Here is a 24892-nt window from a genome sequence, read left to right on the forward strand (position 1 = left end):
AGACGGATACCAACGAAGAAACCAACAGCTCGAAGCCGTTGGACCAAATGCGATCACCTGCTTCGGAATACGCCAAAGCGCGATGAGGCCGTCAAAAAAGCGCCTATTTTCAAAAGTTTACGCGAACAGCAGCGTGGAAGGCTTGGCGGAAGGGAGTGTAGGGAGAAGGGGGAATGGTGCCCAGAGGCGGATTCGAACCACCGACACGCGGATTTTCAGTCCGCTGCTCTACCAACTGAGCTATCTGGGCCTGTTCCGGCACGCGGGCAGTTCCGCACACCGGATTTCACGAAAGCGCCGCAGGCGCCCCTTGAAAGCGCGTGGGTTATAGCACGGGAATTCGGCCTGTCCAGCGCTTAAGCGTTGATTTCAGGCGGGAAACGAGCAGTTGCCCGACAGGACGATTCATCGAGCTCGGTCGAGGTCGGCGGGCCGTGCCGAATGGCCTCATTTGGGAGGGTCGTTGTCCGTTTCGTCCTCGTCGTCGCGGCCCGGAATGACGTAGACGCCCTTGAGCCAGCGGTTGAGGTCGATGTCCTTGCAGCGTACCGAGCAGAACGGATAGGTCTCGCGCGCCGACGGCTTGCCGCATTCGGGGCAGGGCCGCTTGGGGCGCAGCGGCGTGACCTTGTCGTCCGAGCTCATGGTTGCCCCATATTCATGGCCACCGCCGAGCTCATGGCCGAGCTGACAGCCAGTTGGCGTGCACCTTGAAGCCCTCGCCGGTCAGAAGCGCCACCGTCTCGTAGAGGGGCAGGCCGACGACGTTGGTGTAGGAGCCGACAAGCTTGACGACGAAGGCGCCGGCGAGGCCCTGGACGGCATAGCCGCCGGCCTTGCCGCGCCATTCTCCCGAGGCCACATAGGCGTCGATTTCGGCGCGTGGCAGCCGCTTGAAACGCACCCTGGTCTCGACCAGCCGCTGGCGCAGCTTGCCGCCCGGCGTGATCAGGCAGATGCCGGAATAGACCCGGTGCGAACGGCCGGACAGCAGGCCGAGGCAATTGGCGACGTCGTCGAGCGTTTCGGCCTTTGGCAGGATGCGCCGGCCGACGGCGACCACGGTGTCGGCGGCCAGCACGAAGCTGGGCGGATAGTCGTCCTCGGTTTTTAGCGACGCCAGCGCCTTCTCGGCCTTTTCCTTCGACAGGCGCTTGGCCAGCGAGCGCGGATGCTCGGCGCGCATCGGCGTCTCGTCGACACCAGACGGCAGCACGCGATCCGGCTCGATGCCGGCCTGCTGCAGGAGTTCGATCCGGCGCGGCGAACCCGAGGCAAGCACGAGCTTCTGCAAATTGCTCATCGCGATCCCGGCCGAACTCTGACGATCTTACTTGAAACGGTAGGTGATGCGGCCCTTGGTCAGGTCGTAGGGTGTCATCTCGACCAGAACCTTGTCGCCGGTCAGCACGCGGATGCGGTTCTTGCGCATGCGGCCGGCCGTATGGGCGATGATCTCGTGTTCGTTTTCAAGCTTCACCCTGAACATCGCGTTGGGCAACAATTCCGTGACGACACCCGGAAACTCGAGGACTTCTTCCTTCGGCATTCGATACCTTTGCTTGGATGGGGATTCCCAGCGCCCGGCCGGAATTTGGGCGGAACCTATATGATAATCGCGCGCTTGTGAACATGCTTAATCAGCGCCGCTTTTTGCCTCCGGCGCTGCAAAACGGCCGCCGATCCGCGCCTTCAGCCGTTCGCGCACCTCGCGGTAGGCGGCCATGATCTGCTCACGCGTGCCGACGACATCAGTTGGATCCGGCATCGGCCAGTATTCGACATCGACAGCGAGCGAGCGGGTAAGCTCGAGCGCGGTGTGATGGGCTTCCGGCGACAGCGTGACGATCAGGTCGAAATAGTCGTCCTCGAGATCGTCCAGCGTCCTCGGATGCCGTTCGCCCAGCGACAGGCCTTCCTCGGCCAGCACGGCGTCGACGAATGGGTCGCGTTCGCCGCCGCGCACCCCGGCCGACGCCACGAAAGTGGTCGCCGGAAGCATCCGGCGCGCCAGCAACTCGGCCATCGGCGAGCGCACGGCGTTCATGCCGCACACAAAGAGGATCGAGCGGGGCAGGATCGAGCGGGGCAGAGGGGCAGGCAGGTCAGCCTCGCCAGTGCAGCACGCAGACCAGCGTGAACAGCCGGCGCGCCGTGTCGAAATCGATGTCGATCTTGCCGGCCAGCCGGTCCATCAAGGTCTGCGAGCCCTCATTGTGCAGGCCGCGCCGGCCCATGTCGATCGCCTCGATCTGGCTGGGCGTCGAGGTGCGGATGGCCTCGTAATAGCTTTCGCAGATCATGTAATAGTCCTTGACGATGCGCCTGAGCGGCGTCAGCGACAGGATGTGGGTGACCACGGCGGCACCATCCTCGCGCGTCACCGCAAAGACCAGGCGGGATTCGGCCAGCGACAGCTTCAGCCGATAGGGTCCGGCGCCGTCGTCATTGACCGGCTGAAAGCGGTTCTCCTCGATCAGGTCGAAGATCGCCACCGCCCGCTCATGCTCGACATCGGGCGTCGAACGGCCGATCGATTCGTCGAGTTCGACATCGATCAGCCTGGCATGGGTTCGATCGTAGTCCGACATGTCAGTCTACATGTTCAGCCGTATGGCGACGGAGCGTCCGTGCGCGTCGAGGCCTTCCGCCTTGGCCAGCGCGATGGCCGCGGGCGCCAGCGCCCGCAGCTGCTCCGGTCCGAGCTTCAGGATCGAGGTGCGCTTGACGAAATCGAGCACCGAAAGCCCGGACGAGAAGCGCGCCGAGCGCGCCGTCGGCAGCACGTGGTTGGAGCCGCCGACATAGTCGCCGATGGCTTCCGGCGTGTGGCGGCCGAGAAAGACGGCACCGGCGTTGCGCATCCGCGCCAGGAAGGCTTCCGGCTCGTCGATGGCAAGCTCGACATGTTCGGCGGCGATGCGATCGACCAGCGGCAGTGCGGCCTCGATTCGGGGAACGAGGATGACGGCGCCGAAGTCGCGCCAGCTCGCCGCCGCCGTCTCGGCGCGCGGCAGGCCGAGCAACTGGCGTTCGACCGCCTGTTCGACCGCTTCGCCGAAGGCGGGATCGTCGGTGATCAGGATCGACTGCGCCGACACGTCATGCTCGGCCTGGGCGAGCAGGTCGGCGGCGATCCAGTCGGGATCGTTGCCGCCGTCGGCCACGACAAGCACTTCCGAAGGCCCGGCGATCATGTCGATGCCGACCGTGCCGAAGACCTGGCGCTTGGCCGCGGCGACATAGGCATTGCCGGGGCCGACGATCTTGGCGACGGGCTTTATCGTCTCGGTTCCATAGGCGAGCGCCGCGATCGCCTGCGCGCCGCCGATGCGGTAGATCTCGGATATGCCGGTCAGATCCGCCGCCACGAGCACCAGCGGATTGATGATGCCGCCGGGCGCGGGCACCGCCATGACGATGCGCTCGACGCCGGCGACCTTGGCCGGCACGGCGCTCATCAGCACCGAGCTTGGATAGCTCGCCGTGCCGCCCGGCACATAAAGCCCGACCGCCTCGATCGCCGTCCAGCGCGAGCCGAGCTCGACCCCGGCGGCGTCCGTATAGCGGTCGTCCTTCGGCCGCTGCCGCTCATGATGGGAACGGATGCGGTCACGGGCGAATTTTAGCGCCTCGATGGTTTGCGGGTCGGCGGCGTCGTAGGCCCTGGCGATGTCGTCCTGCGACACGGCCATGCCGAGCTCTTTCAGATCGGCCTGTTCGAATTTCCGCGTATAGTCGATGAGCGCCGCGTCACCCTCGGCGCGCACCCGCGCGATGATCGCGCGCACCACGGCGTCGACATCGGCCGAGGCCTCCCGCTTGGTCAAAAGGAAGGCGGCAAAACGCTGCTCGAAATCGGCGTCGGACAGACGAAGCGTGATGGCCATCTTGTGTTGCTCAGGCTCTGTGGAAGGGGCGCGACGTCGCTTCCCAGGCGCCGCCGATGTCAGCGAGCCGCGCCTCGATGCATTCGACATCGAGCATGATCGCGCCGCCGCCAGAAAAGATCAGCTCTATGATGCCGGCGGGCTTGTCGAGCGCGACGAAGCTGATCGCCAGCAGGGAGAGGACCTCATCAGGCTTGTCGCGGGCAATGCCGCTGGTCTTGGCGCCCAGAACCCGGTCGAAATGCAGTACGCTTTGCCGCCGCTCATTGTGCTGGCGGAACAGGCCGGATTTCGCTTCCCAGACGAAGCGGTTCATGGTCAGCACGAAGCGTTTGGTCGCCGGCACGTATTCGAGGTCGCCGACCTTCAGCACGGCGTCCTGGACATGAGCCGAGAGGATGCTCAGATCCTGATCGTCGAGCGCGACAAGCTTGAGAGCGTTCATGCGGATTTCGCACCTGCGAAGGTTTACAATCGGCTTTCTGTTAGGCGGTCTTGGCGATCCGTGCAACCGCGCCACGGATCCTGCCAAGGCAATCGCTTAAGGCTTGCGCTGCCCCTCATCGCCCTGCCGGGCACTTCTCCCCGTGAGGGACGGGGAGAAGGGGCTTGGCCACAACGCTGGCGATCCCTCTCTTGCCGATTTCGCCTAAGCCGAAATCCGCTCGATCACCGCGCCGCAGCCGGACAGCTTTTCTTCCAGCCGCTCGAAGCCGCGGTCGAGATGGTAGACGCGGTTGACCGTGGTCTCGCCTTCGGCCGCCAGGCCGGCGATGACCAGCGACACCGAAGCGCGAAGATCGGTCGCCATGACCGGCGCGCCCTTCAGCTTCGCCACGCCGTCGACGATCGCCGTCTGCCCGGAAAGCGTGATGTGGGCGCCGAGCCGGGCGAGTTCCTGGACGTGCATGAAGCGGTTTTCGAAGATCGTCTCGGTGATGCGCGACTTGCCCTTGGCCATGGTCATCAGGCCCATGAACTGCGCCTGCAGGTCGGTCGGGAATGCCGGGAACGGCGCCGTCGCCACGTCGACCGGCGCAATGCCGGCGCCGTTGCGCCTGACGCGGATGCCGGAATTGGTCGGCGTGATCTCCGCACCCGTCTGGGCAATTACGTCGAGCGCCGTCTGTAACAGGTCGGCCCGCGCGCCTTCGAGCATAACGTCGCCGCCGGTCATGGCGACGGCCATCGCATAGGTGCCGGTCTCGATGCGGTCGGGTATCACCCGGACACGCGCGCCTGACAGCGCTTCGACGCCGTCGATGGTGATTGTCGAGGTGCCGGCGCCGTAAATCTTCGCACCCATCGCGTTGAGGCAATCGGCAAGGTTGACGATCTCGGGCTCGCGGGCGGCGTTTTCGAGCACCGTCTCGCCCTTGGCCAGCGACGCCGCCATCATCAGCACATGGGTGGCGCCGACCGACACTTTCGGGAAGACGTAGCGGTTGCCGACAAGCCGGCCGTTCCTGGTCTTAGCGATGACATAACCGGTGTCGACGTCGATATCGGCGCCCAGCGCCTGAAGGCCCTCCAGGAAAAGATCGACCGGGCGCGTGCCGATGGCGCAGCCACCCGGCAGCGACACCTTGGCCTCGCCCATGCGGGCAAGCAGCGGGCCGATCACCCAGAAGGACGCGCGCATCTTCGACACCAGCTCGTAGGGTGCCGTGGTGTCGACGATGTTGCGGGCGGAAAAAGTGATGGTGCGCGAATAGCCCTCTTGCTGCTTTTCGCGGCGGCCATTGACCGAATAATCGACGCCATGATTGCCGAGGATGCGGATCAACTGCTCGACATCGGCCAGATGCGGCACGTTTTCGAGCGTCAGCGTGTCGTCGGTCAACAGCGAGGCGATCATCAGCGGCAGTGCTGCATTCTTCGCGCCCGAGATCGGGATGCTTCCGGCAAGCTTGTTGCCGCCGACAATTCTGATGCGATCCATTTGAAGAACGTCCCCTCGGCCGAAAGGCCGGTTTTCAATCGGTTGAGTCTGTTGTGGCCCATCTAGACCATTGGCCGGCTTGGTTCAAGAAACAGGATTCCCGCTCCCTGGGCCAAGCCTGTTGATATAGGTCAATCCTTTTGCGTTTCCCTCAAGGCGCCGAGCCCGTCCGGCCGCTTGTCGGCGTCGCCAGCGCGCCGTTTGTCGGCGTCGCCAGCGCGCCGGGAGCGCGACTGCGCCTTGCGCTTCTGCAGATTGGCGCGCAATTGCTCGGCGAGCCGGGTCTTGCGGTCGACAACGCGCTTTTTCGATTCGTCCCCCTTGTCGGGTGGAATTGTCTTGTCGTTCATGGTCCTCGTCCCGGCTGGCGACCAGCCAGCCCGCTATTCAGGGATAGCCAACATTGTGGCGCCGCCATGTCCGCAAAACCGTCTGGCACGGGCTTTCACACACGGCTTGCGCTTACCGGTTCGATATGGCAGAAGCCCCGCCATCGGCGGCTGCGGTAGCTCAGTGGTAGAGCACTCCCTTGGTAAGGGAGAGGTCGAGAGTTCAATCCTCTCTCGCAGCACCAGTTTATCCCCTTGGAACACCACTGGCGCAGGTCGTTCTAGACTTGTGGAGGCGATCCGCTCAGGCGTCACGCACTCCGGCTGAAAACCCGGTCGGCCAACCGATCAAACGAGAAAGCACCGGCGCCACGGGCCAGCACCAGCGACAGTAGCGACGCCCACTGCAGGTGTTCGGCCCAATTCTCGGGGAAGACGAAGATCTGAATAACCGCCACGACCCCGAGCAGCATCAGCGCGCCGAGACGCGAGAACAGCCCTAGGAAAAGCAGCACCGAGCCAGTGAGTTCAGCGGCCGTCGCCAGGGGCGCGGCGATTGTCGGGTCGACGAAGGGCAGATTGTATTCGTTGGCGAACAACTGCACCGTTACCGGCCATGATGCCAGTTTCGTTTGTGCGGACTGCCAGAAGACATGCGCGACCGCGATGCGGGCGGCGAGTTGGACGATTGACAACGATATGTGCTCTGGCAGTTTGAGGGCACGCCTGTAGAGGCCGATAGGCCCAGTCGAGGTGGATGAGGAATATTCTCGTATCGCGGTCATGACTATCTCCATCGGTTTGAGAGGGGATGCGCCGGAATCCGCACATCCGTGACGAGCCCGTCGCCGAACAGACGCACGAGCGCGGACAAGAGATCGAACGCCGGATCGAGAGCGAGGGCGCGGGCTGTGGCGTGTTCCAGGCCGAGGCCGTGCTTCAGCGAATGTCTAAACGCGAAATTGGCGCGATCGAGAAGAACCAGGCGGACGCTCTCACCGGACCGCCACAACGCCACGCGTTCAGGACGCCTTGTCCAGGCGCTGTGCTGGTCGACCGCCGTCTCCGGCTGATGCGCCATCCATACGGACAGGATCGACCAGTGCGAAACGATCAGCCGCAGGGATGGCTGCAGCAGGATATCGGGCGAAGGCCCCAGATCGGTGTTGTCATATTCCGCGAGGGTACGAGACGGCAGCGAAGCCGCGTCGAGGACTTCGGCAATGGCCCATTCGAGCCGCGCCGTTTCGGCTACGACCGGCATATCGGAAAGCGTGTCGATCGTCTTCAGAAAGCGGGGGAAGCCGGCGCCATAGCGCGCAAGCCGCGACTCCACCGGCGGATGCCATCGAATGAACTCGCTCGCCACGAAACGGAAGAAGCGTTCATCGACAAGGCGAACCGTGACTGGAAAGACCGCCATCAGCACCGCGGTAAGCGAACTGCGGGTATTGTTCTGGTAGATACGCAGGCGGGCCAATGGATCGGCCTTGCCGGCGGTTAGCATTTTCGCGGTGACCGCTGGTTCCATCGCCAGCACCGATCGCGCCATGGTGGTCTGCAGGTGTTCAAGCGGCAGCATGGTATCCTCCCTCTACTGGCGGCATCGCCGCAGGCATGGCTTGTCCAGCTTTGACGGCAGCAAATGCCGCAAGCACGGGCATGCCGCTCCTCATGTCACTTTCGAAGGAAAGCAGCGTGGATATCGGCCGGGGCTTGGCTGTCGCAGCTTGTCTCGCGGCCTGCTTGCGGTTGAACATGATCGAAGCGGACAGCATGTCGGCCCACATGGCTTCGCCAAGCAGCACATCGAGAACAGGGACATCGGTATCCCATTCGATCAGGGTGGGGCGCGGTCCAAGCCGGCTTATGGCGTGATGGTATAGCGTCCAGACGACCGGCGGCACGCGCGAGCCATGATCGTCGATGAGCACCGTGTCGGCCCCGACCTGATTAATCGCATGGCCAGCAAGGTGGATCTCGCCAATAGAATCGGCAGGCAGTGCATCGATGAAGGCTCTTGCGTCATATTGGAGGTTGTGCGCCGAGACGTGGACGTTGTTCACATCCAGGAGCAGGCCACAGCCGGTCTTCGCGACGAGCTCGGTCAGGAATTCCGCCTCGTTCACCGACGAGTCCGCAAAGGCCAGATAGGCCGAGAGGTTCTCGATGAGAACCTGCCGCTTCAGCGTGTCCTGGACGGTTTCGACATTGCGCGCCACGATCGCCAGCGCCTCTTCATCGTAACGCAGCGGCAGCAGGTCGTTGAGATAGGCGCCGTCGGCTACGCTCCAGGCGAGATGCTCCGAGACGAGATCTGGTTGAAAGCGCTCGCAGACCTTGCGCAGCCGCTCCAGATGATCGCGGTCCAATCCCTGTGCACTGCCCAGCGACAGGCCAACGCCATGCACCGACAGCGGATAGATATGGCGCAGCCGTTCCAGCGCCTCGACGCCGGCGCCGTCTCCCATGTAGTTCTCGGCATGCACTTCGAGCCAGCCAGCGGCGGGCCTGCGGGTCAGCATCTCGCTGATGTGAGGAGAGCGAAGACCGATGCCCGCGGTTGCGGGGATCGCGAGGGCTTGAAACGCACGGGACATCGGTCTGCTCCATTCCAAAGGGGTCGGCTCGAAGTCTGGATCGCTCAGGCTTTCGGCTTGTCGCTGCCGCCGGGGATCTTGGCGCAGCTACCGGCAGGCAGGTAAAGCCAGGCATCCGGCTGGTTGTCGGCGGTCGAGGTGCCGGCGCAGGAATGCGTCGCAGTCTGGCAGTCGTTCTGGCCGGCCTTGACGACGCCGTAGCACTTCTCGAAGGCGAAGCTGGGCTGGGCGGCGGGGCCGCTGTGGGCGGCCGTGGCGGCCAGCGAAGTGGCGGCAGCGAGAGCCGATCCGATGAGGGTTCTGGTGTTGATCACAGTCGTGTCTCCTGGTTGCGTTTCGAGGGAAAGACCGGCGTTTTGGCCTGTCTGCAAGCAGTGTCCCCGATTAGACGGCCGAACTGAAATGCTGTCTCGGCATGGATTTGATACGTGGTCACTATGTTGAAGGAGGCCCCAAGCAAAAAGCCCTCCGGTGGGGAACCGGAGGGCTTGGCGCCTGCGTTCGTGAATAGGGCGAAGCAGGTGCGGCTAGGCGGGGAGGGAGGCGCCTAGATGAATCGATTTTTGCTATCGACGGCGGAGCGTTCGTCCACAAAGAGATGATCGGCCAGAAGCCAATCCTCGGCTCGTTGCCGTCCTCGGTCGCGTATGTCGGTCAGCTCACCCCAGTCGGTCCAGGGTCTCGCGAGCAGCGCTGCGCCAGCCCGGTGCCGACCGTCGAAGATGATGTGAATCTGTGCGGGCTTCATTGCACCATGACTGGCGGCGGGGCGACATGCCTCGCACGGCGTCATGGACATGGAGGGCTTGCCGGCGATGATGAGCCGATGACCGGCTTCAACCGGCCGGATCGGTGGCAAAGAAGAAAGGTCGCCGTCGCCCCAATAGGTGTCGCCGTCAATCTCCACGGCCGGGAAGAGGAATGGGACTGTGGCCGCCGCCACGATTGCGTCGATCGACAATTGATCGCTGGCGAAGATCTTCACAGCATCAGTGCGGGCATTTGAAGCCAGGATGCTGAGTTTCACAGGGCAGCTTTTCTTGCGGATCTCCGCAATCTCAATTGACTGTTCCAGAATCGACCTCAGCGGATTGGCTGAATCGGCTGCTAACATCGATGCGTGACTGACGCGTCGCCAGAAGTTGGCGAGCGCCGTCCGTGCGCCACGCCGACCGCCCAGCGACAGGCCATAGGCCAGAACCGCCGCCTCCATCGCACCGAAACCGGACGCGGTGATGTTGCCGAGCGAAAGGCCGGACTCATCCAGCAAGCGGTCGAGCACGCCCCAGACAAATGCGCCGTGTGCGTCGCTTGTCAGGACAATGTCGATGAGTTGCCGGTCGTCGGTAGCAGCTCTTCCGCCGGCTACGACTGCTTGGTCGGTTTCGGTTCTGGTTCCGGTCTGGACATGCATCTTTCAGTCTCCATCCCAAAACGCCAGCCAGGGCGTTTGACGAAGAGACTGCCGCATCATCTCCTGTTGGCGAAATGCCAAGGTGGCATGAACTTCATAGGCGGATTGCATTGGCTGCAATCGCTGCGCGGCGGAAGCTTTATCGACATTCTATTCGGCCGCCGGGATGAAGACGATGAAGCCAATGCCCGAGCTCAAGAAGGCCTGATTCACGATGCCAGGGCATGATCGGGTCACAACGACCAAGGCTTGCAACGACCCGGCAATGAGCAGGCGCCATGCCGCATTCTGCGCAAACATCCTGGCTTTGGGCGGTGTCAATTGACCGTTATTCCGCCAGGCATCCGCGGGACGCAGAACCGGCATAAACTCCATGCTCAGATGGCATTGGCAAGGTGGCGGTCGATTACAGCAAAGTTTCGTCTCGGCAAGCAGGAACCGCAGGTTTTTGATTGCTGCCGATCATTACCACGGCCGTCGATGGGACGATCGCTCAACCTCAGAGAAGGACAAAACCATGAATATCAAAGCTATCTGCCTCGGCGCCTTTGCGCTTTCCGTTCTCGGCAGCGTCGCATTTGCCGGCGCACTGGATTCACCGTCCAACATGCAGCCGTTCTACACCGATGCGAGCATGAAGACGATGAAGTCGGATACAGAGTTCAAAGCAGCCTGGAATGCGATGTCGCAGGACAAGCGGAACGCGACGAAGAAGGAATGCAACGACGCGGCGATGAGCAAGCCGTATGCCGAGTTTTGCGTCAAAGTCCATCAGCTTGGCGGCAACAGCTAAACGCCGCTTGGCCTTGTCGCTGCAGTAAAAGCACGATGGCGAGCAAAGGCTCGCCATCATGCTTTTAGGTCAGCCTGAGCGGAGCTCTAGCCGTAGCGGACAATCCGCGCCTTGACTTCAGACAGCATCATGACGCGCCGCTATCGACTTTATAGCGGCAGTGCATTGGCACGACGGGACGCTTTGCGGCAGGGTTCGAAGCCAGCACATGAACCGTATGCAGTTCGGGGACATCGGCATGGACATCCATCACATCCGCTATTTTCTCGCAGTCTGCGAGACACGAAATTTCACGCGCGCTGGCGAAAAATGCAATGTCACTCAACCGGCGCTGTCGCGCGCCATCCAGCAGCTTGAGGAAGAGGTCGGCGGCCTGCTGTTTCGCCGCGAGCGAAACCTCACCCATCTCACGGACCTGGGTGCTCTGCTGCGACCCCGTTTCCAGCAGATCCTCGACGAACTAACCGGCGTTCGGCAAGAGGCATCAAGGTTTCTCTGTCTGGAAAATGCGAACCTCAAGGTTGGTGTCATGTGCACCATCGGTCCGCGCCGGTTCACCGGGCTGCTGGCCGACTTCAACAGACGTCAGCAGGGGATCCAGCTCCAACTGGTAGAGGGCGTGCCGGCATCGCTTTCCCAACTGCTCGAATCAGGCGAGATCGACGTCGCCATCATGGCATCGTGCGACAGTTTTCCGGAGCGCTTCGACGTGACGCCGCTTTATCGCGAGCGCTTCGTCCTGGCATTTCCCAACGGCCATAGATTGGCCCGCAACGACAATGTTTCCATTTCCGAACTCGACGGTGAAAACTATCTCAGGCGTCTCAACTGCGAGTATCGCGATCACCTTGCCGGCCTGTGCAACGATCGGGGGGTGAAGCTTAGGATCTCCTACGCCAGCGAGCGCGAGGACTGGATCCAGAATATGGTTTCCGGAGGGCTTGGAATCTGCTTCATCCCTGAGTTCAGCGCGGTGATCCCGGGCTTGCAGGTCCGGCCCGTCATCGACCCCGAAGTCTGGCGGGAGGTATCCCTCGTCGTTGTGGCGGGACGTCGGTTCTCGCCCGCGGCATTGGCCTTCGTAAACAGCGTCAAGGCGCATGGTTGGCCGGAAAGTGCCATACCTTTGGCGCCCCGCAAGACAGCGGCCTAAAGCATAGTCGAAGAGTTCCATTCTCGCGGCATGCTTTCCCGCGCCTCCTATGTGTCGGCACGAGTGGATTGCTATAGTTTTCAGGTATCGAATTGAGAGCCAGGCAGCATTTCTCTTTCTTTGCGGATCTCGTCACTCTCCTCCTCATGCCCCGCCTCCCGCGTTTGGGCACCGACAAAGGAGAAACAAGATATGGCTTCCAAAGCAATCGCATTCAGCGCGCCACTCAACGTGGCGCTAGCGCTCGGCCTTCTTTCCGCAACCGCGGCGTTTTCCGTCGCACCGGCTTTTGCAGGAGACTGCCCAGCCGGCCAGGCCGCGACCGTTGACATCCAGGAGCATCCCAGCAAGCCGGTTGACGTTACCGACGATGTCCTTTCGGCCATCGATCTGAGCCCGAAGGGCGAGGCCTGGAAAGGTAACATGCTGCGCCTGCGCAAGCTCGTCGTGCAGCCAGGGGGTGTCGTGCCCTGGCATGAGCACACCGTTCGTCCGGCCAACATCCTCGTCGTCGAAGGTTCGATCACCGAATATAGCAGCACCTGCAAGGTGGGGATCGAGCATTCGGCTGGCGACGTGAGCGTCGAATTCGGCCAGCTCGCTCATTGGTGGAAGAACAACGGCAAGGTCCCGGCGGTGCTCTATTCGGCCGACATCCTGCCGCCGGAAATGCGTGAAGATCACACGATGTGAGCCACGCGTTGCGGGGACCGTTTCCCAGCATCAGCAACTGAAAGCGCGTCCTCAGGCAGTCACCTGGGGACGTGTCGCCAAGGAGCCTCGTTATGGTGACAACGACGGAACAGACTTCCTCGACGCGGCTCCGCATGGTTGCCGCGGACAGCTGGCGCTTCGGCATGATTGCTGTGATCGCCTTCCTGACACTTGTCGATCTCTTCGCCACCCAGGCAATCCTGCCTTCGCTGGTGGTAAAGTTCGGTGTCAGCCGCGCCACGATGGGCTTTGCTGTGAATGCCAGCACTTTCGGCATGGCTGTGGCCGGCATTGCGGTGGCGCTTTTTGGCAGGAACCTCGATCGCCGCAACGGCATCTGGATCAGCCTTGCGGTGCTGGCGATACCGACTACGCTGTTGTCACAAACAGACAGCATCGTCGCCTTTGCCCTGCTGCGTGTCCTCCAAGGCTTGTGCATGTCGACCGCGTTCACGCTGACGATGGCCTACCTGGCCGAGCATTTTTCCGCGCGGCAGACGACGAGTGCGCTTGCGGCCTATGTGACCGGCAACGTTGCCAGCAACTTCTTCGGACGGCTCATGTCGGCCGCCGTCGCCGACACGTTCGGCATCTCCACCAATTTCCTGACATTCGCCGCCCTCAATCTGATTGGCGCGGCACTTGTCTGGCTTACGCTGCAGAAGACATCCGCAATGATGCGCGCCGACGCGACAGGCGAGACTGCCCGCGCGGCCTGGAAGAACCCGCTGAAGAACGCCGAGCTGCGCGCCTGTTTCGCGATCGGCTTCCTTATCCTCTTCGTCTTCATCGGCACTTTCACCTACGTCAACTTCCAGCTCGTCGCCGCTCCGCTATCGCTGTCGCCGATGGCGTTGGGGCTGGTGTATTTCGTCTTTCTGCCCTCCATGCTGACCACGCCGCTCGCCGGGCGCGTCGCTGCGGGTCTTGGCCCAAGGATCGGCATCGGCGCAACGCTTGCGCTGGCGATCCTGGGTTTGCTTCTGCTGCTCACGACCAGCCTTCTCATTGTTCTCGGCGGCATGGCGCTGGTCGCCATTGGCACCTTCCTGGCGCAGGCGATAGCGACAGGACACGTCAGCCGGACCGCCTCGCGCGACCGCGCCGCAGCAAGCGGCATCTACCTTGCCTCCTACTATGCAGGCGGGCTCGCCGGCAGCTTCGTCATCGGACAGATCTACGACCGGATCGGCTGGACCGCATGCGTGGCCGTACTCGCCGCGGTCCTCGCCGGCGCGATCGCGATCGCGCGGTCGTTGAAGTCGCCGACCGCCTGACGATCGGGAAATCGTCGACTGCAGGGCGACCCATTCAGGCGAGAATGAAAAAAGATATCAATGCAATAGCCGAAACCAACGCAACCGAGAAAACCAAAGGAGACCGACATGACCACCTACCTGAAAGCCTTGATTTCCGGCGCCGCCATGCTGACGGCGATCATCGTCCCAGCTGCCGCTTCGGATGGCGTCGTCACGGTGAAGAGCGACTATTCCATCGCGGAGACAGTTGCCCGCATCAAGAAGGACGTTCTCGAGAAGGGCATCAAGTTTTTTGGCGTCATCGACCAGGCAAGCCTTGGCCGGAATGCCGGCAACGATGTCAGGCCGTCGCGGCTGGTGATGTTTGGCAATCCGGCGCTCGGAACGACCTTCATCACGTCCAATCCGCAAGCCGGTCTCGACTGGCCGGTGCGCGTGCTGGTCTACCAGGCCGCGGACGGTTCGGTTTATGCCGCCTACAGCGATTTCGACTGGATCGCCAAGCGGCATGGAATTACCGACCGCGCGCCGCAGTTCAAGATGGCGACCGAGGTCATTCAGTCCGTGACTTCAACGATCAGAAAGAACTGAGGGTGGACATGTGCCAGAGAGCCGCCGCCCGGGCATGCGAGGCCGGCGCCGAGCTGATGATCTGACCGTCGGCTATCGAATCCATGTCTCAACGGCATTTCCGTTGCTTCGAGCGGTTCGCCATACTTGCTCCAGAACTCAAGACCTGGGCGCGGAAGCCCGTTGCTCTCAGCCGTTTGCCGTCACTTCCGGTCGCAGCTCCAACCGAAGGAAACAATGATGCTCAGAGGAAAGACAGCACTCATCACAGGCTCGACGAGCGGCATCGGCCAAGGCATCGCCGAGGCCTTTGCGGCCAAGGGCTGCAATATTGTGCTCAACGGTTTCGGCGATGCCAAAGAGATCGAGAAATTACGCGCCAGGATTGCTGCCGACCATAGGGTCACCGTTCGCTACGACAATGCTGACATGAGCAAGGGCGGGGCGATCACCGCGATGATGGACAAGGCAATCGCCGAGTTCGGCGCCGTCGACATCCTCGTCAACAATGCCGGCATTCAGCATGTCGCGCCGATCGACGACTTTCCGATCGAGAAATGGGAGGCGGTCGTGGCGATCGATCTGATGTCGTCGTTCTACACGATCCGGCGCGCCCTGCAGGCGATGAAGGAGCGCAAATGGGGCCGCATCATCAACGTTGCGTCCGCTCACGCCCTTGTCGCCTCGCCATTCAAGTCCGCCTATGTCGCCGCCAAGCATGGGGTCGCCGGCTTGACCAAAACGGTCGCGCTGGAAGTCGCCGAGCAGGGCATCACCGTCAATGCGGTTTGCCCCGGATACGTCCTCACCCCGCTGGTCGAGAAGCAGATACCGGACACAGCCAAGGCCCGCGGCATCACCGAGCAGCAGGTCATCAAGGACGTGCTTCTGGCGGCCCAGCCGACCAAGCAGTTCGTGACCGTGGCCGAGGTTGCGGCGCTCTGCGTGTTCCTGGCTTCGGATGACGCGGCCTCGATCACCGGTGCGATCATGCCGATCGAAGGCGGCTGGACCGCCCATTGAATGCGGCAACGAGGAGCGAAAAGACAATGAACAAGATCACACAAAATCCTTCGACGTCGGAACCTGCGCCGGAGGCCGGTCGTGTGGCCGATGGTTCCATCCAGCGCCAGACCGTGTTGGTCCTCCAGGGCGGTGGCGCCCTCGGAGCCTATCAGGCCGGCGTCTATCAGGCGCTCGTTGAAGGCGGGATTGAACCGGATTGGGTCATCGGCACCTCGATCGGCGCCATCAACGCGGCATTGATTGCCGGAAACGAGCCGCAAGACCGCCTGCCGAGGCTGCGCGAATTCTGGGACGGCGTCAGCCGAAGCAGCCCGTTCGATGAGTTTTTCCGGATGATGATTCCAAGCAACATCTTTGCCAACATGGGCACGGTGATGCGCGGCATACCGGGGTTCTTCGAACCGAACCCGAGCGCCATGTTCGGGGTGAATCGCGAAGTAGGTGTGGAGAATGCCTCCTACTACACCACCGATCCTCTTAAGCGGACGCTGAATGAGCTGATCGACTTCGATTATCTCAATCGGCGCCACACGCGGCTGACGGTCGGTGCGGTGAACGTCAACACCAGCGAACTCAAATATTTCGACAGCCGCGAGATGACGCTGTCGCCAGCGCACATCATGGCATCGGGCGCCTTGCCTCCGGCGTTTCCGGCGGTTTGCATCGACGGCGAGCCCTATTGGGACGGCGGCATCTACTCCAATACGCCCATCGAGGTCGTTCTGGACGCGCGCCCGCGGCGCGACGCGCTCATTTTCGCGGTCAACATGTGGCAGCCCCGCGCCACCGAGCCGAAATCGATCTGGCAGGTGATGGGGCGGCAAAAGGACCTTCAATACGCCAGCCGAGGCCGGAGCCACGTGGCTCGGCAGGAGCAACTGCATCGTCTGCGGCACGTCGTGCGCGAAATGGGAAAGCTCGTCCCCGAGGAGCGTCGCGAGGATCCGATGTTCAAGGAACTCGCGTCCTACGGCTGCCCCTCGGTCATGCACCTAGTTCGGCTGCTTTCACCGCGCCTCGACGGCGAGGACCACACAAAGGACATCGACTTCACCCGGGCAGGCATCCGCACCCGCTGGCAGGCAGGACACGAGCATGGAATGCGCGTTCTCGCGGAGAAGCCGTGGGAATGCGACGTCGACATGCTGCAAGGCATCGTCATCCACGAATCGCAAGAGTGATTTTTCGAGCGCGGCGCGGCCGAGGAAAGTGACGGAGAATACCGATGCAGATCATCACTCCGGGAATACGACTGGTCCCAGAAGCAGTGCTCGCCAACAACGCCGCAATTTTCCGCACGATACCGGAGACACCATCCCATGCGGATAGCTCGCTCCATCGCGTGGTCATCGTCGGTGGCGGTGCGGGTGGACTCGAGCTGGCAACACGCCTCGGCCGCAAGTTCGGCAAGCGGCGGCTTTCCATTACGCTTGTCGACCGCAATCGCACCCATATCTGGAAGCCGCTTCTGCACGAAGTGGCCTCCGGCGCGTTGAACATGTCGAACGATGCGGTGGAATACATTGCCCATGCCAGTCGCCACCACTATCGATACCGTATCGGCGAGGTCGTCGGCATCGACCGCACCAGGCGTCAGGTCTTTGTCGCCCCAAGCTTCGATGACGATGGCAGGCAGATCATACCGCCACGTGTGCTGGGCTACGACACACTGGTGCTGGCCGTCGGCAGCGTCAGCAACGATTTCGGCACGCCAGGGGCGGCCCGTCACGCAATCGCGCTCGACACGGCCGATCAAGCCGCCCGCTTCAACAACCGCATGATAAACGCCTGTCTGCGCGCTAATGCGCAATACGAGCAGCTTTCGCCGGGGCAGCTCCATTGCGTCATCGTTGGTGCGGGGGCTACCGGTGTCGAACTGGCTGCCGAGCTGCACAAGTCGATGCGGGAAATCGCGTCGCACAACCTCGACAACATCGATTTCGAAAGGCTGATCCGCATCACCATCGTCGAAGCGGGGCCGCGCATCTTGCCGGCTTTGCCGGAACACCTCGCACGCGCTTCAGCACGCTTGCTTGTTGATTTGGGCGTCCAGATACGGTGTGGGACCAAGGTCACTGAAGTGACGAAGGACGGCATCAGGCTTGGCGAGAAGCTGTTTGTGCCGGCCGAACTCGTCGTCTGGTCCGCCGGGATTAAGGCGCCGGATCTCCTGAAAAAACTCGACGGCCTTGAGACTGACCACATCAATCGCCTGGTCGTGGATGAGACATTGCAAGCCAGGGGGGACGAAAACGTGTTTGCGATCGGTGACTGTGCGAGCTGTGTCCTGCCCGGCGAGGACAATCCGTTGCCGCCGCGCGCCCAGACAGCCCATCAGCAAGCTGATCACCTGGTCAAGGTGATTGCCGCGCGTCTCGAGGGTCGGGCCGCGCCGGCATTCCGTTACCGCGACTACGGCTCCCTTGTTTCGCTTGCCGACTACGGCTCGTTCGCCAGCCTGATTGGCGGACTTAGGATCGAAGGTCTGCTCGCCCGGCTGATGTATCGCTCGCTCTACAAGATGCATCTCAAGGCTGTGCACGGGACCTTGAAGACCGCACTTGACACGATCGCCGGTATCCTGGCGCACCGCACCAAACCCCGACTCAAATTGCATTGAATCCCGGGAGGGCAAGACCGTGGAAAAATATGATGTCGTGATCCTCGGCGGCGGCAATGCCGGGATGGGGGTGACGGTGCCTACGTGCGCTGCCGGGATGTCGGTGGCCATGATAGAAGCACGCGACCTCGGCGGCACTTGCCCCAATCGCGGCTGCACGCCGAAGAAGGTCCTCGTCGCGGCGGCCCATGCGCTCCATGAGATCGAACGCGCCGATCGGCACGGGATCACGGTCGATACTCCGAGGCTCGACTGGCGAGCCCTGATCGAACGTGAAAAGGATATGATCAGGGACATTCCCTCCCGCCTGTCCGAATTGATGGCCAAGCGCGGCGTCGATGTCATCGTCGGCGAGGCCGCGTTCATCGGCAGCAATACCATCAGCGTCGACGGTCGCGAGCTTGAAGCCAGGAACATCGTCATCGCAACCGGTTCGAAGCCGCGTTCACTGTCAATTCCAGGCGCCGAGCACCTGACCATTTCGGACGATGTCCTGAACGAACCGATGCTGCCCCGCGCGGTGGTGTTCGTCGGCGGCGGCGTCATTGCCTTCGAACTGGGCCACGTTTACGCGCGCGCGGGCGTCGACGTGACGATCCTCGAAGCCCTGCCGCATCTGCTCGGAGGTTTCGACGCCGATGCCGTTGCCCGGATCCGTGGCGCGAGCGAACGCATAGGCATTCGTATCCGCACACTGGCCTGGGTCGAGAGGATCGACAAGGTCGACGGACGGTTGCGTGTCACCTTTGTGGCGGATGGCGTCGAGTGCGCCGTGGATGCGGACAGGGTTGTGAATTGCGCCGGACGTGTCGCCAACGTCGAGGGGCTCGATCTCGGCGCCGGCGTCATCGCGCATCGCGAAGGCCGCATCGAAATCGATGATCATCTGCGCTCGCGTTCCAATCCTGACGTCTACGTCTGCGGCGATGCGGTGTGGAATTCTCCGCAGCTTTCTCCTGTAGCGACCTATGAGGGCGGCATCGTCGGCCGAAACATCGTCGATGGGCCGACACACCGGCCGGACTATGGCCAGATACCGGCGTGTCTCTACACGGTCCCCGCCCTGGCCAGCGTCGGGCTGACCGAGGCCAAAGCGAAAGAGCAAGGCCTTGGCGTCAGGGTCCATGTGAACGACATGCGGGGCTGGCTATCCGTGAGGACCTATGCCGAGACCGTCGCGTGGTCGAAGGTCATTGTCGAGGAGACCGCGGACAGGATCGTCGGCGCCCACATGGTAGGCCATGCCGGCGAAGAGCTGATCCATCTTTTCGCGCTTGCCATGAAACACGGCATCACGGCATCGCAGCTATCGGACATGGTCTACGGCTTCCCTGCTTTCGCCTCGGATGTCAGGAACATGATGTAACGAAATGAGCTGAGGCCGCGAACAGAATATGAACCTCGCTTGTGCTCGATGCACGCAGGACATCGAATCCATGCAAGAAAAGCATGATCGTGGCCGAGGGGTTTCGATGATAGGCTGCATGCAAGCTATGAAAGTGCAGAAATGGCCGCCGACGACCAGACAATGACACTTGAACAGTCCGTGCAGGCTGCCGTCGAACTCGATGCGCCGCTGAACGAGCGGCTGGAGGTGGTCGCAAGGGCTGTTCGCCGACTCAACGGCGATTTTGCCGATGCGGTCGACCGCCTGGTGTCACGCTTGCAGGAGCAGGGGGCAGGGGCGATGGCGCCGGCGCCTGGCGATCTCATGCCAGCCTTCCTCCTGCCTGACGACAGCGGCAAACTGATCGGATTGGCGGACCTGCTGAAGCAGGGGCCGGCAGTAATAATCTTCCAGCGGGGTCACTGGTGCCCTTATTGCCGCTTGAATGCGATCGGGATCGTAGAGGTCCAGGAGGAGATTGCCGCACTGGGTGGCCAAGTGGCGGTGATCATGCCCGAACGACGCAAATTTGCGAAGGCGATGAAGACTACGGTAGGTGCCCAGTTTCCATTCCTGACCGACATGGACAATGGCTATGCGCTCTCACTCAACCTCGCTATCTGGGTCGGGGCTGAAATGGAACGGTTGATGGGAGTTGGTTATGATCTCCCTAGCTATCAGGGCAACAGCAGCTGGTTCCTGCCGATCCCGGCGACTTTCATCGTAGGCACGGACGGGCGGATTATAGAGCGCTTCGTCGATCCGGACTACCGCCGGCGAATGGACATCGACGACCTGATTGCGGCGCTCAAGCGGGCTCGCTAACGCCAAATGGCGACCAGTCCGTCGATCGCAACAGGTTGAGCAGCGTCGTGGCGACTGGCGAACGATGGCGGCCAGCGACCGCGTAGACGGCGACTACGCGCGAAATGTCGACATCCCGCAGCTTGAGTCTGCGGACACTCGACGACCGCGGCGCTGTCGTGGAGACGAAGCCCACACCGGCGTTGGCCTCCAGCAGTGCTAGTAGGTCGTGGTCAGTCTCGACCTCATGGGCGGCCTGAGGCGTGAACCCTTTCGCAGCGAGGCGACGCGACAGCTCCTCGCTTGTTTCCCAATCGATCCGGCTGAGCACCGGTTCTCCGGCAAGCTGATCGAGCGCAACGTCGGATTCGTTGCGACGGGCAAGCGGGTGATCGGAATTCACCACCAGCTCGATCTCCTCCTGGAAGAGCGGCCAAGTGTCGAGCCGATCCCAAGCCGCCCCCAGCGGGCCGGCCACCGCCAATTCGACGGCACCATTCTTGAGCGCATCGACGACAGCGGTCGGCGAACCGCGACTGATCTTGAGATGCACACCGGGATAAGCCCGAAAAAGCTCCGTAAACGGCGAAACCAGCAGCGCTATGTTCACGCTACTGGAAATGGTGACATTAAGCGGTGCCACGTCGCTGCTTTGCACTGCTTTGGCGAGTGATTTGGCGGACGTGGCGGCATCATAACATTGCTGCAGCAAAGGCAGCATGCGCCGGCCAAGTTCGGTCAGGTGAGAATGCTGGCGCTCGCGCCGAAGGAGCTCTCCACCCAGCTCGTCCTCAAGTGTCTTGATGGCGCGCGTCAACGCCGGTTGCGTGACATTGCATTCTTCCGCCGCCCTGGTGAAGTTCAGCGTGCCGGACAGGGCCAGGAAATAACGGACCTGCTGCATTTCCATGAACTTTCCCCCCTCAGCGAAATCCGATCGTTAGGCGTAGCTAATTTGCGCCTATGCTAACGCAACAGGAGACCGAGGCAAAGGCGAAGACGGTTCCCCAGAGGTTGGCTGTGAGAAACGATTTCGACTGACAAGGGAGGCCATTTTGATGGGCGTCGCCGCATGAGTCCGGCGATCAGGAGATCGCCGGTCTCGGCCGTCGTATCAATGACATCCGCCGAGATGCCGGCGTCGCCTATGGCAGGCGCGACGTGATCATCGGCCTCAGGAAGGAAATCGACAATTTCCGGCAGCGACTGGCAAACGTCCGCGCCCACCGCACCGCCGCCCAGTTGATCATCTTCCCGACGTGAGCAGCATGATAGCCCGGCGCACCTTTCGGCGCGGTGGGCTGCTTTTGCCAAGGCCAGGCGCTCACTCCGGCTTCCCGCGTGGGCGATGGCGGAGCGAGGACCGAGATCGCCTTCGGCAGAACCTTGAAATGGGCAGGCGTCGAGGTGACGATCTCACCATCCGTGTTAACCGGCATCGGCTTTTTGGTCTCGATGTCGAACTCGATGCACCTGGCCGTGCGCACCTCACGCCAGACACCATGCGTTCCAGAGCGAAACGAGCGGACCATCAGCGCCAGCTTCCAGAGGTTCGTCATCTCCAGGCTATAGAGGTCGAGATGTCCGTCGTCGATCTCGGCCGTCTCTTCCACCACGTTGCCACCGCCGTAATGCACTCCGTTTCCAATCGCAATTTGGTAGGTTTCGGCCTCGATCGCCGCACCCTTCTCGGTGATTCTCGCGTGGAACCGCACGGCCTTGGTCAACACTTTCATCGCCGCCAACGCATACCCGAGCCTGCCGAAACGCTTCTTCAGAGCGGGGTCAAGACCCTGCGCAAGTTCGGTGCTCAGTCCGATGCTCGCGACGTTGAAAAAGGCATGCCCATTGACGGTGCCGACATCGATCCGTCGGGTTGTGCCTCGCACGATCACGTCGGCGGCCTGCAGCAGATTCGTCGGGATGTGGAGCGTGCGCGCGAGGTCGTTCGCCGTTCCCATCGGGATAATGCCCATCGGCAGGCCGCTTTCCACCACCGCCATCGCCGCCGACGACACCGAACCGTCGCCACCACACACGATCACAAGATCGGCCAGGTGCCGCAAGCGTACAATGTCGCGTGCAAGCTCGGGCAACGCCTCGAACGTCTCCACGGTGACGGAAAGCCCGCCGGCCTCCAGCCGCTCGATAATTGGCGCCATCGGCTCATGGCCGCGCCGCGCCTTGGGATTGACGAGCAGCAACGCGCGCCTGTTAGCTGTTTTGTTCATTCAGGTTGGGTCGGATGATTCATGGCCCACGCACATAAGGTGGCTGCTTGCAGATTTCGACCCCAACCGTCGCTTCTTGACCTCCCGCGAGGGTCCCGCGGCAGGGACCCAGGCCGCCTTCTACTATGCCTGGGGACCTTCTGAACGAGGCAAGTTCGCAAAAGTCCCGTCCGTTCTGGCGACTAGGGAACGGAGCATGATCCTTCTGCTGGAATTGGCAATGAGGCGTGAAGCGCCCTGTCGTTCCCCTCAGCAGGCGCCGCCGACTGCTGGGAGTCCAAAGCCGGCACGCCCTTACGCAACAAAGCGCGCCGGCCCGCGTTCATTCGCCATGACAAACTTATCTCCACTGGGCCCGCCGATTACCGCCAGGCGACCCGGCGAACAGGTCGAGCATGAGAGGAACCATTTCTATCCCTGCCCACCATGCGGCTAACCGGTCGATGCGCGCGACCTGCCGCAGGTCATCTGGCATGATCAACCGGGACGAGCCGCTCGAAGTCGATTCTTGACTGGACACAGGAGACTGCTGCAGATGACAAGCAATCAGGTCAGGAGCGCCATCACACATATTGGCACGCTGACATCGCGCCCGCAGGCATTTCTGATCTTCTTTGCCTACGCCGGCCTCTGGCTCATCTTCGACCGGCGCAGCGTGGATTGGCACGCCATTGCGACACTGGCGACTTGGGCGATGACCCTATTCATCCAACGCGCCGAGCAGCGCGACACACAGGCGCTGCACGCTAAACTGGACGAATTGCTTCGCGCGACGGGTGAGGCTGACAGCGAGACCGCAAGAATCGACGACAAGGAACCGGAAGAGATCGAGGCCCAGCGAGAGCGGAACCAGGAAGACAGTTGAGCAGCGTCATCCGGCATCGTTGTCGGTTGCAATCAGACGGGAGCGGAATCGATTGCAGATGTTATCGTAGCGGCCGTGGCGAAGGTTGGTTCGCAACGCGGCAAGGCTCCGGCGCACATCCCCAAAAATCGTAGCGTTTTGCCGCTGGCGACGAACCGCACCCCAGGGATTCTGCTTTCCGGACGGTACACTTTCGCGTATTGAAATCCGCGACTGCCGGATCTTATGGGTGTCCAGCCGCTATCGCAGACCCAAAAAGCTCAAAATGGCCAATACGATTACGATGGCGCCGACCAGCCAAATAATGTTGTTCATCATTACGCTCCTTCGCCTCTGTGCCCACGCCCGAACGTCGGGTCGAAGTTCGCTACGCATCTAGAACATCAGGTACAGCTAAAAGTTCCAGCCGTGGCTATGGTGGATTATCAGTTGCGCCAAAGGCTGGCGGACTGCGCGCCGACTTTCCGGTCGGGCTGAGTTAAATCCAGCGCTAGGTGAGCCTTCTGGACCAGTCATCTATCTGGCGCTCTGCCTGTTCCTTGGCGATTCCATACCGCTCCTGAATACGTCCTACGAGCTGGTCACGATTGCCCTCGATGCGATCAAGGTCATCGTCCGTGAGGTCACCCCATTGCTCCTTGGCCTTACCTTTGAACTGCATCCATTTTCCCTTGATCTGATCCCAATTCATGGATTCCTCCTTTGTTGTACAAAGGAAATGCGAATGGACACCACATGTTCCCGAGTATCGGATCGCCTATGACGATTATTGGCGACGCAGCAGACGGCCGCCGGCCGGAGCCGGCGATCCGCACCTTGAAATCACATTCGAACGGTTTCCTCAGTGGGATCAGCTGGCGCGCGCCAAGGCAATCGATATGACGTTATCTGTATCCGCCTCCGGTAGATCGAACAGCATCGGGAGTTGGCGGGTCATGGCCATTTCAACGATCAACTCTTCAATGGAAGCTGTCGTCAGGTCGGTCTCGACACTGTGCGAGATCATCGAGGCAAGCTTGTGGACCGGCACTGGCGCCGACTTTGCACGGTCGTCAAGAAACCTGCTGATTTCGATTACAACGTCTGCGTCAATGCTCTTCGGCAATTCGCGCATGGCTTTTCCTCCTGCCCATATCATGCGCGTGCCAGAGGTCTGAGTCTCGAAAAATCAACATGTGGATTTAACCAAGGGTCGCGTGTCGTCCGATTGCTTGGCGGTGCGCTCGGGTCTGCGGCGAAAGCACAGGTGCACTGGTGTCGCATGCGGCAACGAAATCGCCCCTGTTGCGTTGCCC

General features: G+C 61.8%; 30 protein-coding genes and 2 tRNA genes. 13 read left to right on the top strand and 19 right to left on the bottom strand.

What is annotated here, in order from left to right; all coding sequences use genetic code 11:
• Window positions 1-174: 174 nt before the first annotated feature.
• From E5X88_RS18460 to E5X88_RS18505, 10 genes are all read right to left on the bottom strand, one after another.
• Window positions 175-250: transfer RNA gene (locus E5X88_RS18460), tRNA-Phe, on the bottom strand.
• Between the two features lie 197 nt (window positions 251-447).
• Window positions 448-645 carry a DNA gyrase inhibitor YacG gene (gene yacG / locus E5X88_RS18465; RefSeq protein WP_292163747.1) on the bottom strand — a complete coding sequence of 66 codons (198 nt, stop codon included), beginning with the start codon at window positions 643-645 and terminating at the stop codon, window positions 448-450.
• Window positions 646-676: 31 nt separating this feature from the next.
• Window positions 677-1303 carry a Maf-like protein gene (locus E5X88_RS18470; protein WP_292163749.1) on the bottom strand — a complete coding sequence of 209 codons (627 nt, stop codon included), beginning with the start codon at window positions 1301-1303 and terminating at the stop codon, window positions 677-679.
• 27 nt (window positions 1304-1330) lie between these two features.
• Window positions 1331-1549 (bottom strand): translation initiation factor IF-1, encoded by a 219-nt coding sequence (gene infA / locus E5X88_RS18475; RefSeq protein ID WP_006200926.1) that lies wholly within the window; start codon window positions 1547-1549, stop codon window positions 1331-1333.
• An 87-nt stretch (window positions 1550-1636) separates the two neighbouring features.
• Window positions 1637-2104 (bottom strand): low molecular weight phosphatase family protein, encoded by a 468-nt coding sequence (locus E5X88_RS18480; RefSeq protein ID WP_292163824.1) that lies wholly within the window; start codon window positions 2102-2104, stop codon window positions 1637-1639.
• 1 nt (window position 2105) lies between these two features.
• Window positions 2106-2591: a UPF0262 family protein gene (locus E5X88_RS18485; protein WP_126034253.1), complete on the bottom strand. Its 486-nt coding sequence runs from the start codon at window positions 2589-2591 to the stop codon at window positions 2106-2108.
• Between the two features lie 6 nt (window positions 2592-2597).
• Window positions 2598-3890 carry a histidinol dehydrogenase gene (hisD, locus tag E5X88_RS18490; protein ID WP_292163750.1) on the bottom strand — a complete coding sequence of 431 codons (1293 nt, stop codon included), beginning with the start codon at window positions 3888-3890 and terminating at the stop codon, window positions 2598-2600.
• A 10-nt stretch (window positions 3891-3900) separates the two neighbouring features.
• Window positions 3901-4335 carry a DUF2948 family protein gene (locus tag E5X88_RS18495; RefSeq protein ID WP_292163752.1) on the bottom strand — a complete coding sequence of 145 codons (435 nt, stop codon included), beginning with the start codon at window positions 4333-4335 and terminating at the stop codon, window positions 3901-3903.
• Between the two features lie 204 nt (window positions 4336-4539).
• A complete protein-coding gene (gene murA, locus E5X88_RS18500) occupies window positions 4540-5832 on the bottom strand; it encodes a UDP-N-acetylglucosamine 1-carboxyvinyltransferase (RefSeq protein ID WP_292163753.1) in 1293 nt (430 codons plus the stop codon).
• Window positions 5833-5963: 131 nt separating this feature from the next.
• A complete protein-coding gene (locus tag E5X88_RS18505) occupies window positions 5964-6182 on the bottom strand; it encodes a hypothetical protein (RefSeq protein WP_292163755.1) in 219 nt (72 codons plus the stop codon).
• Window positions 6183-6331: 149 nt separating this feature from the next.
• Here E5X88_RS18505 and E5X88_RS18510 point away from each other — a divergent pair.
• Window positions 6332-6406: transfer RNA gene (locus tag E5X88_RS18510), tRNA-Thr, on the top strand.
• A gap of 66 nt (window positions 6407-6472) precedes the next feature.
• Here the strand turns inward: E5X88_RS18510 and E5X88_RS18515 are convergent.
• The 5 genes from E5X88_RS18515 to E5X88_RS18535 all read right to left on the bottom strand — a co-directional run bounded on the left by E5X88_RS18515 (window position 6473) and on the right by E5X88_RS18535 (window position 10175).
• Window positions 6473-6946: a DoxX family protein gene (locus E5X88_RS18515; RefSeq protein ID WP_292163756.1), complete on the bottom strand. Its 474-nt coding sequence runs from the start codon at window positions 6944-6946 to the stop codon at window positions 6473-6475.
• A 2-nt stretch (window positions 6947-6948) separates the two neighbouring features.
• On the bottom strand, window positions 6949-7743 hold the full coding sequence (locus E5X88_RS18520; protein ID WP_292163758.1) for a DNA-binding domain-containing protein: 795 nt from the start codon (window positions 7741-7743) through the stop codon (window positions 6949-6951).
• Complete coding sequence (locus E5X88_RS18525) at window positions 7730-8761, bottom strand: DUF692 domain-containing protein (RefSeq protein WP_292163760.1); 1032 nt, start codon at window positions 8759-8761, stop codon at window positions 7730-7732. The genes E5X88_RS18520 and E5X88_RS18525 overlap by 14 nt, the downstream gene beginning before the upstream one ends.
• Before the next feature lie 44 nt (window positions 8762-8805).
• Window positions 8806-9075 carry a DUF2282 domain-containing protein gene (locus tag E5X88_RS18530; RefSeq protein WP_292163762.1) on the bottom strand — a complete coding sequence of 90 codons (270 nt, stop codon included), beginning with the start codon at window positions 9073-9075 and terminating at the stop codon, window positions 8806-8808.
• A 233-nt stretch (window positions 9076-9308) separates the two neighbouring features.
• A complete protein-coding gene (locus E5X88_RS18535; protein WP_292163764.1) occupies window positions 9309-10175 on the bottom strand; it encodes a patatin-like phospholipase family protein in 867 nt (288 codons plus the stop codon).
• 87 nt (window positions 10176-10262) lie between these two features.
• On the opposite strand from E5X88_RS18535, the gene E5X88_RS18540 reads away from it, so the two are divergent.
• From E5X88_RS18540 to E5X88_RS18590, 11 genes are all read left to right on the top strand, one after another.
• Complete coding sequence (locus E5X88_RS18540; RefSeq protein ID WP_292163765.1) at window positions 10263-10403, top strand: hypothetical protein; 141 nt, start codon at window positions 10263-10265, stop codon at window positions 10401-10403.
• Window positions 10404-10548: 145 nt separating this feature from the next.
• Window positions 10549-10968, top strand: a complete 420-nt coding sequence (locus E5X88_RS18545) for a hypothetical protein (RefSeq protein ID WP_292163766.1) — start codon at window positions 10549-10551, stop codon at window positions 10966-10968.
• A 238-nt stretch (window positions 10969-11206) separates the two neighbouring features.
• Complete coding sequence (locus tag E5X88_RS18550; protein ID WP_292163826.1) at window positions 11207-12121, top strand: LysR family transcriptional regulator; 915 nt, start codon at window positions 11207-11209, stop codon at window positions 12119-12121.
• A 192-nt stretch (window positions 12122-12313) separates the two neighbouring features.
• Window positions 12314-12814, top strand: coding sequence for a cupin (locus E5X88_RS18555; protein ID WP_292163767.1), 501 nt, complete (start codon window positions 12314-12316; stop codon window positions 12812-12814).
• Between the two features lie 92 nt (window positions 12815-12906).
• On the top strand, window positions 12907-14112 hold the full coding sequence (locus E5X88_RS18560; protein WP_292163768.1) for an MFS transporter: 1206 nt from the start codon (window positions 12907-12909) through the stop codon (window positions 14110-14112).
• Between the two features lie 108 nt (window positions 14113-14220).
• A complete protein-coding gene (locus E5X88_RS18565; protein ID WP_292163769.1) occupies window positions 14221-14685 on the top strand; it encodes a DUF302 domain-containing protein in 465 nt (154 codons plus the stop codon).
• A 219-nt stretch (window positions 14686-14904) separates the two neighbouring features.
• Window positions 14905-15687, top strand: coding sequence for a 3-hydroxybutyrate dehydrogenase (locus E5X88_RS18570; protein ID WP_128169136.1), 783 nt, complete (start codon window positions 14905-14907; stop codon window positions 15685-15687).
• 26 nt (window positions 15688-15713) lie between these two features.
• Window positions 15714-16871: a patatin-like phospholipase family protein gene (locus E5X88_RS18575; protein WP_292163771.1), complete on the top strand. Its 1158-nt coding sequence runs from the start codon at window positions 15714-15716 to the stop codon at window positions 16869-16871.
• Between the two features lie 44 nt (window positions 16872-16915).
• Complete coding sequence (locus tag E5X88_RS18580) at window positions 16916-18310, top strand: NAD(P)/FAD-dependent oxidoreductase (protein ID WP_292163773.1); 1395 nt, start codon at window positions 16916-16918, stop codon at window positions 18308-18310.
• Window positions 18311-18329: 19 nt separating this feature from the next.
• Entirely contained in the window at window positions 18330-19676 is a 1347-nt protein-coding gene (locus tag E5X88_RS18585) for an NAD(P)/FAD-dependent oxidoreductase (RefSeq protein ID WP_292163774.1), read from the top strand.
• A 141-nt stretch (window positions 19677-19817) separates the two neighbouring features.
• Window positions 19818-20522, top strand: a complete 705-nt coding sequence (locus E5X88_RS18590) for a peroxiredoxin-like family protein (RefSeq protein ID WP_292163775.1) — start codon at window positions 19818-19820, stop codon at window positions 20520-20522.
• Here the strand turns inward: E5X88_RS18590 and E5X88_RS18595 are convergent.
• Window positions 20506-21411 carry a LysR family transcriptional regulator gene (locus E5X88_RS18595; protein WP_292163777.1) on the bottom strand — a complete coding sequence of 302 codons (906 nt, stop codon included), beginning with the start codon at window positions 21409-21411 and terminating at the stop codon, window positions 20506-20508. The two genes, E5X88_RS18590 and E5X88_RS18595, sit on opposite strands and share 17 nt — an antisense overlap.
• A gap of 235 nt (window positions 21412-21646) precedes the next feature.
• On the bottom strand, window positions 21647-22732 hold the full coding sequence (locus E5X88_RS18600) for a lipid kinase (RefSeq protein ID WP_292163779.1): 1086 nt from the start codon (window positions 22730-22732) through the stop codon (window positions 21647-21649).
• A 535-nt stretch (window positions 22733-23267) separates the two neighbouring features.
• Here E5X88_RS18600 and E5X88_RS18605 point away from each other — a divergent pair.
• Window positions 23268-23597, top strand: a complete 330-nt coding sequence (locus E5X88_RS18605; protein WP_292163781.1) for a low affinity iron permease family protein — start codon at window positions 23268-23270, stop codon at window positions 23595-23597.
• Window positions 23598-24087: 490 nt separating this feature from the next.
• Here the strand turns inward: E5X88_RS18605 and E5X88_RS18610 are convergent, their stop codons facing one another.
• Window positions 24088-24288, bottom strand: coding sequence for a CsbD family protein (locus E5X88_RS18610; protein WP_292163783.1), 201 nt, complete (start codon window positions 24286-24288; stop codon window positions 24088-24090).
• Between the two features lie 159 nt (window positions 24289-24447).
• Window positions 24448-24711 carry a hypothetical protein gene (locus E5X88_RS18615; RefSeq protein WP_292163785.1) on the bottom strand — a complete coding sequence of 88 codons (264 nt, stop codon included), beginning with the start codon at window positions 24709-24711 and terminating at the stop codon, window positions 24448-24450.
• Window positions 24712-24892 lie beyond the last annotated feature (181 nt).

It is taken from the genome of Mesorhizobium sp. (assembly GCF_004962245.1).
Classification (GTDB): domain Bacteria; phylum Pseudomonadota; class Alphaproteobacteria; order Rhizobiales; family Rhizobiaceae; genus Mesorhizobium.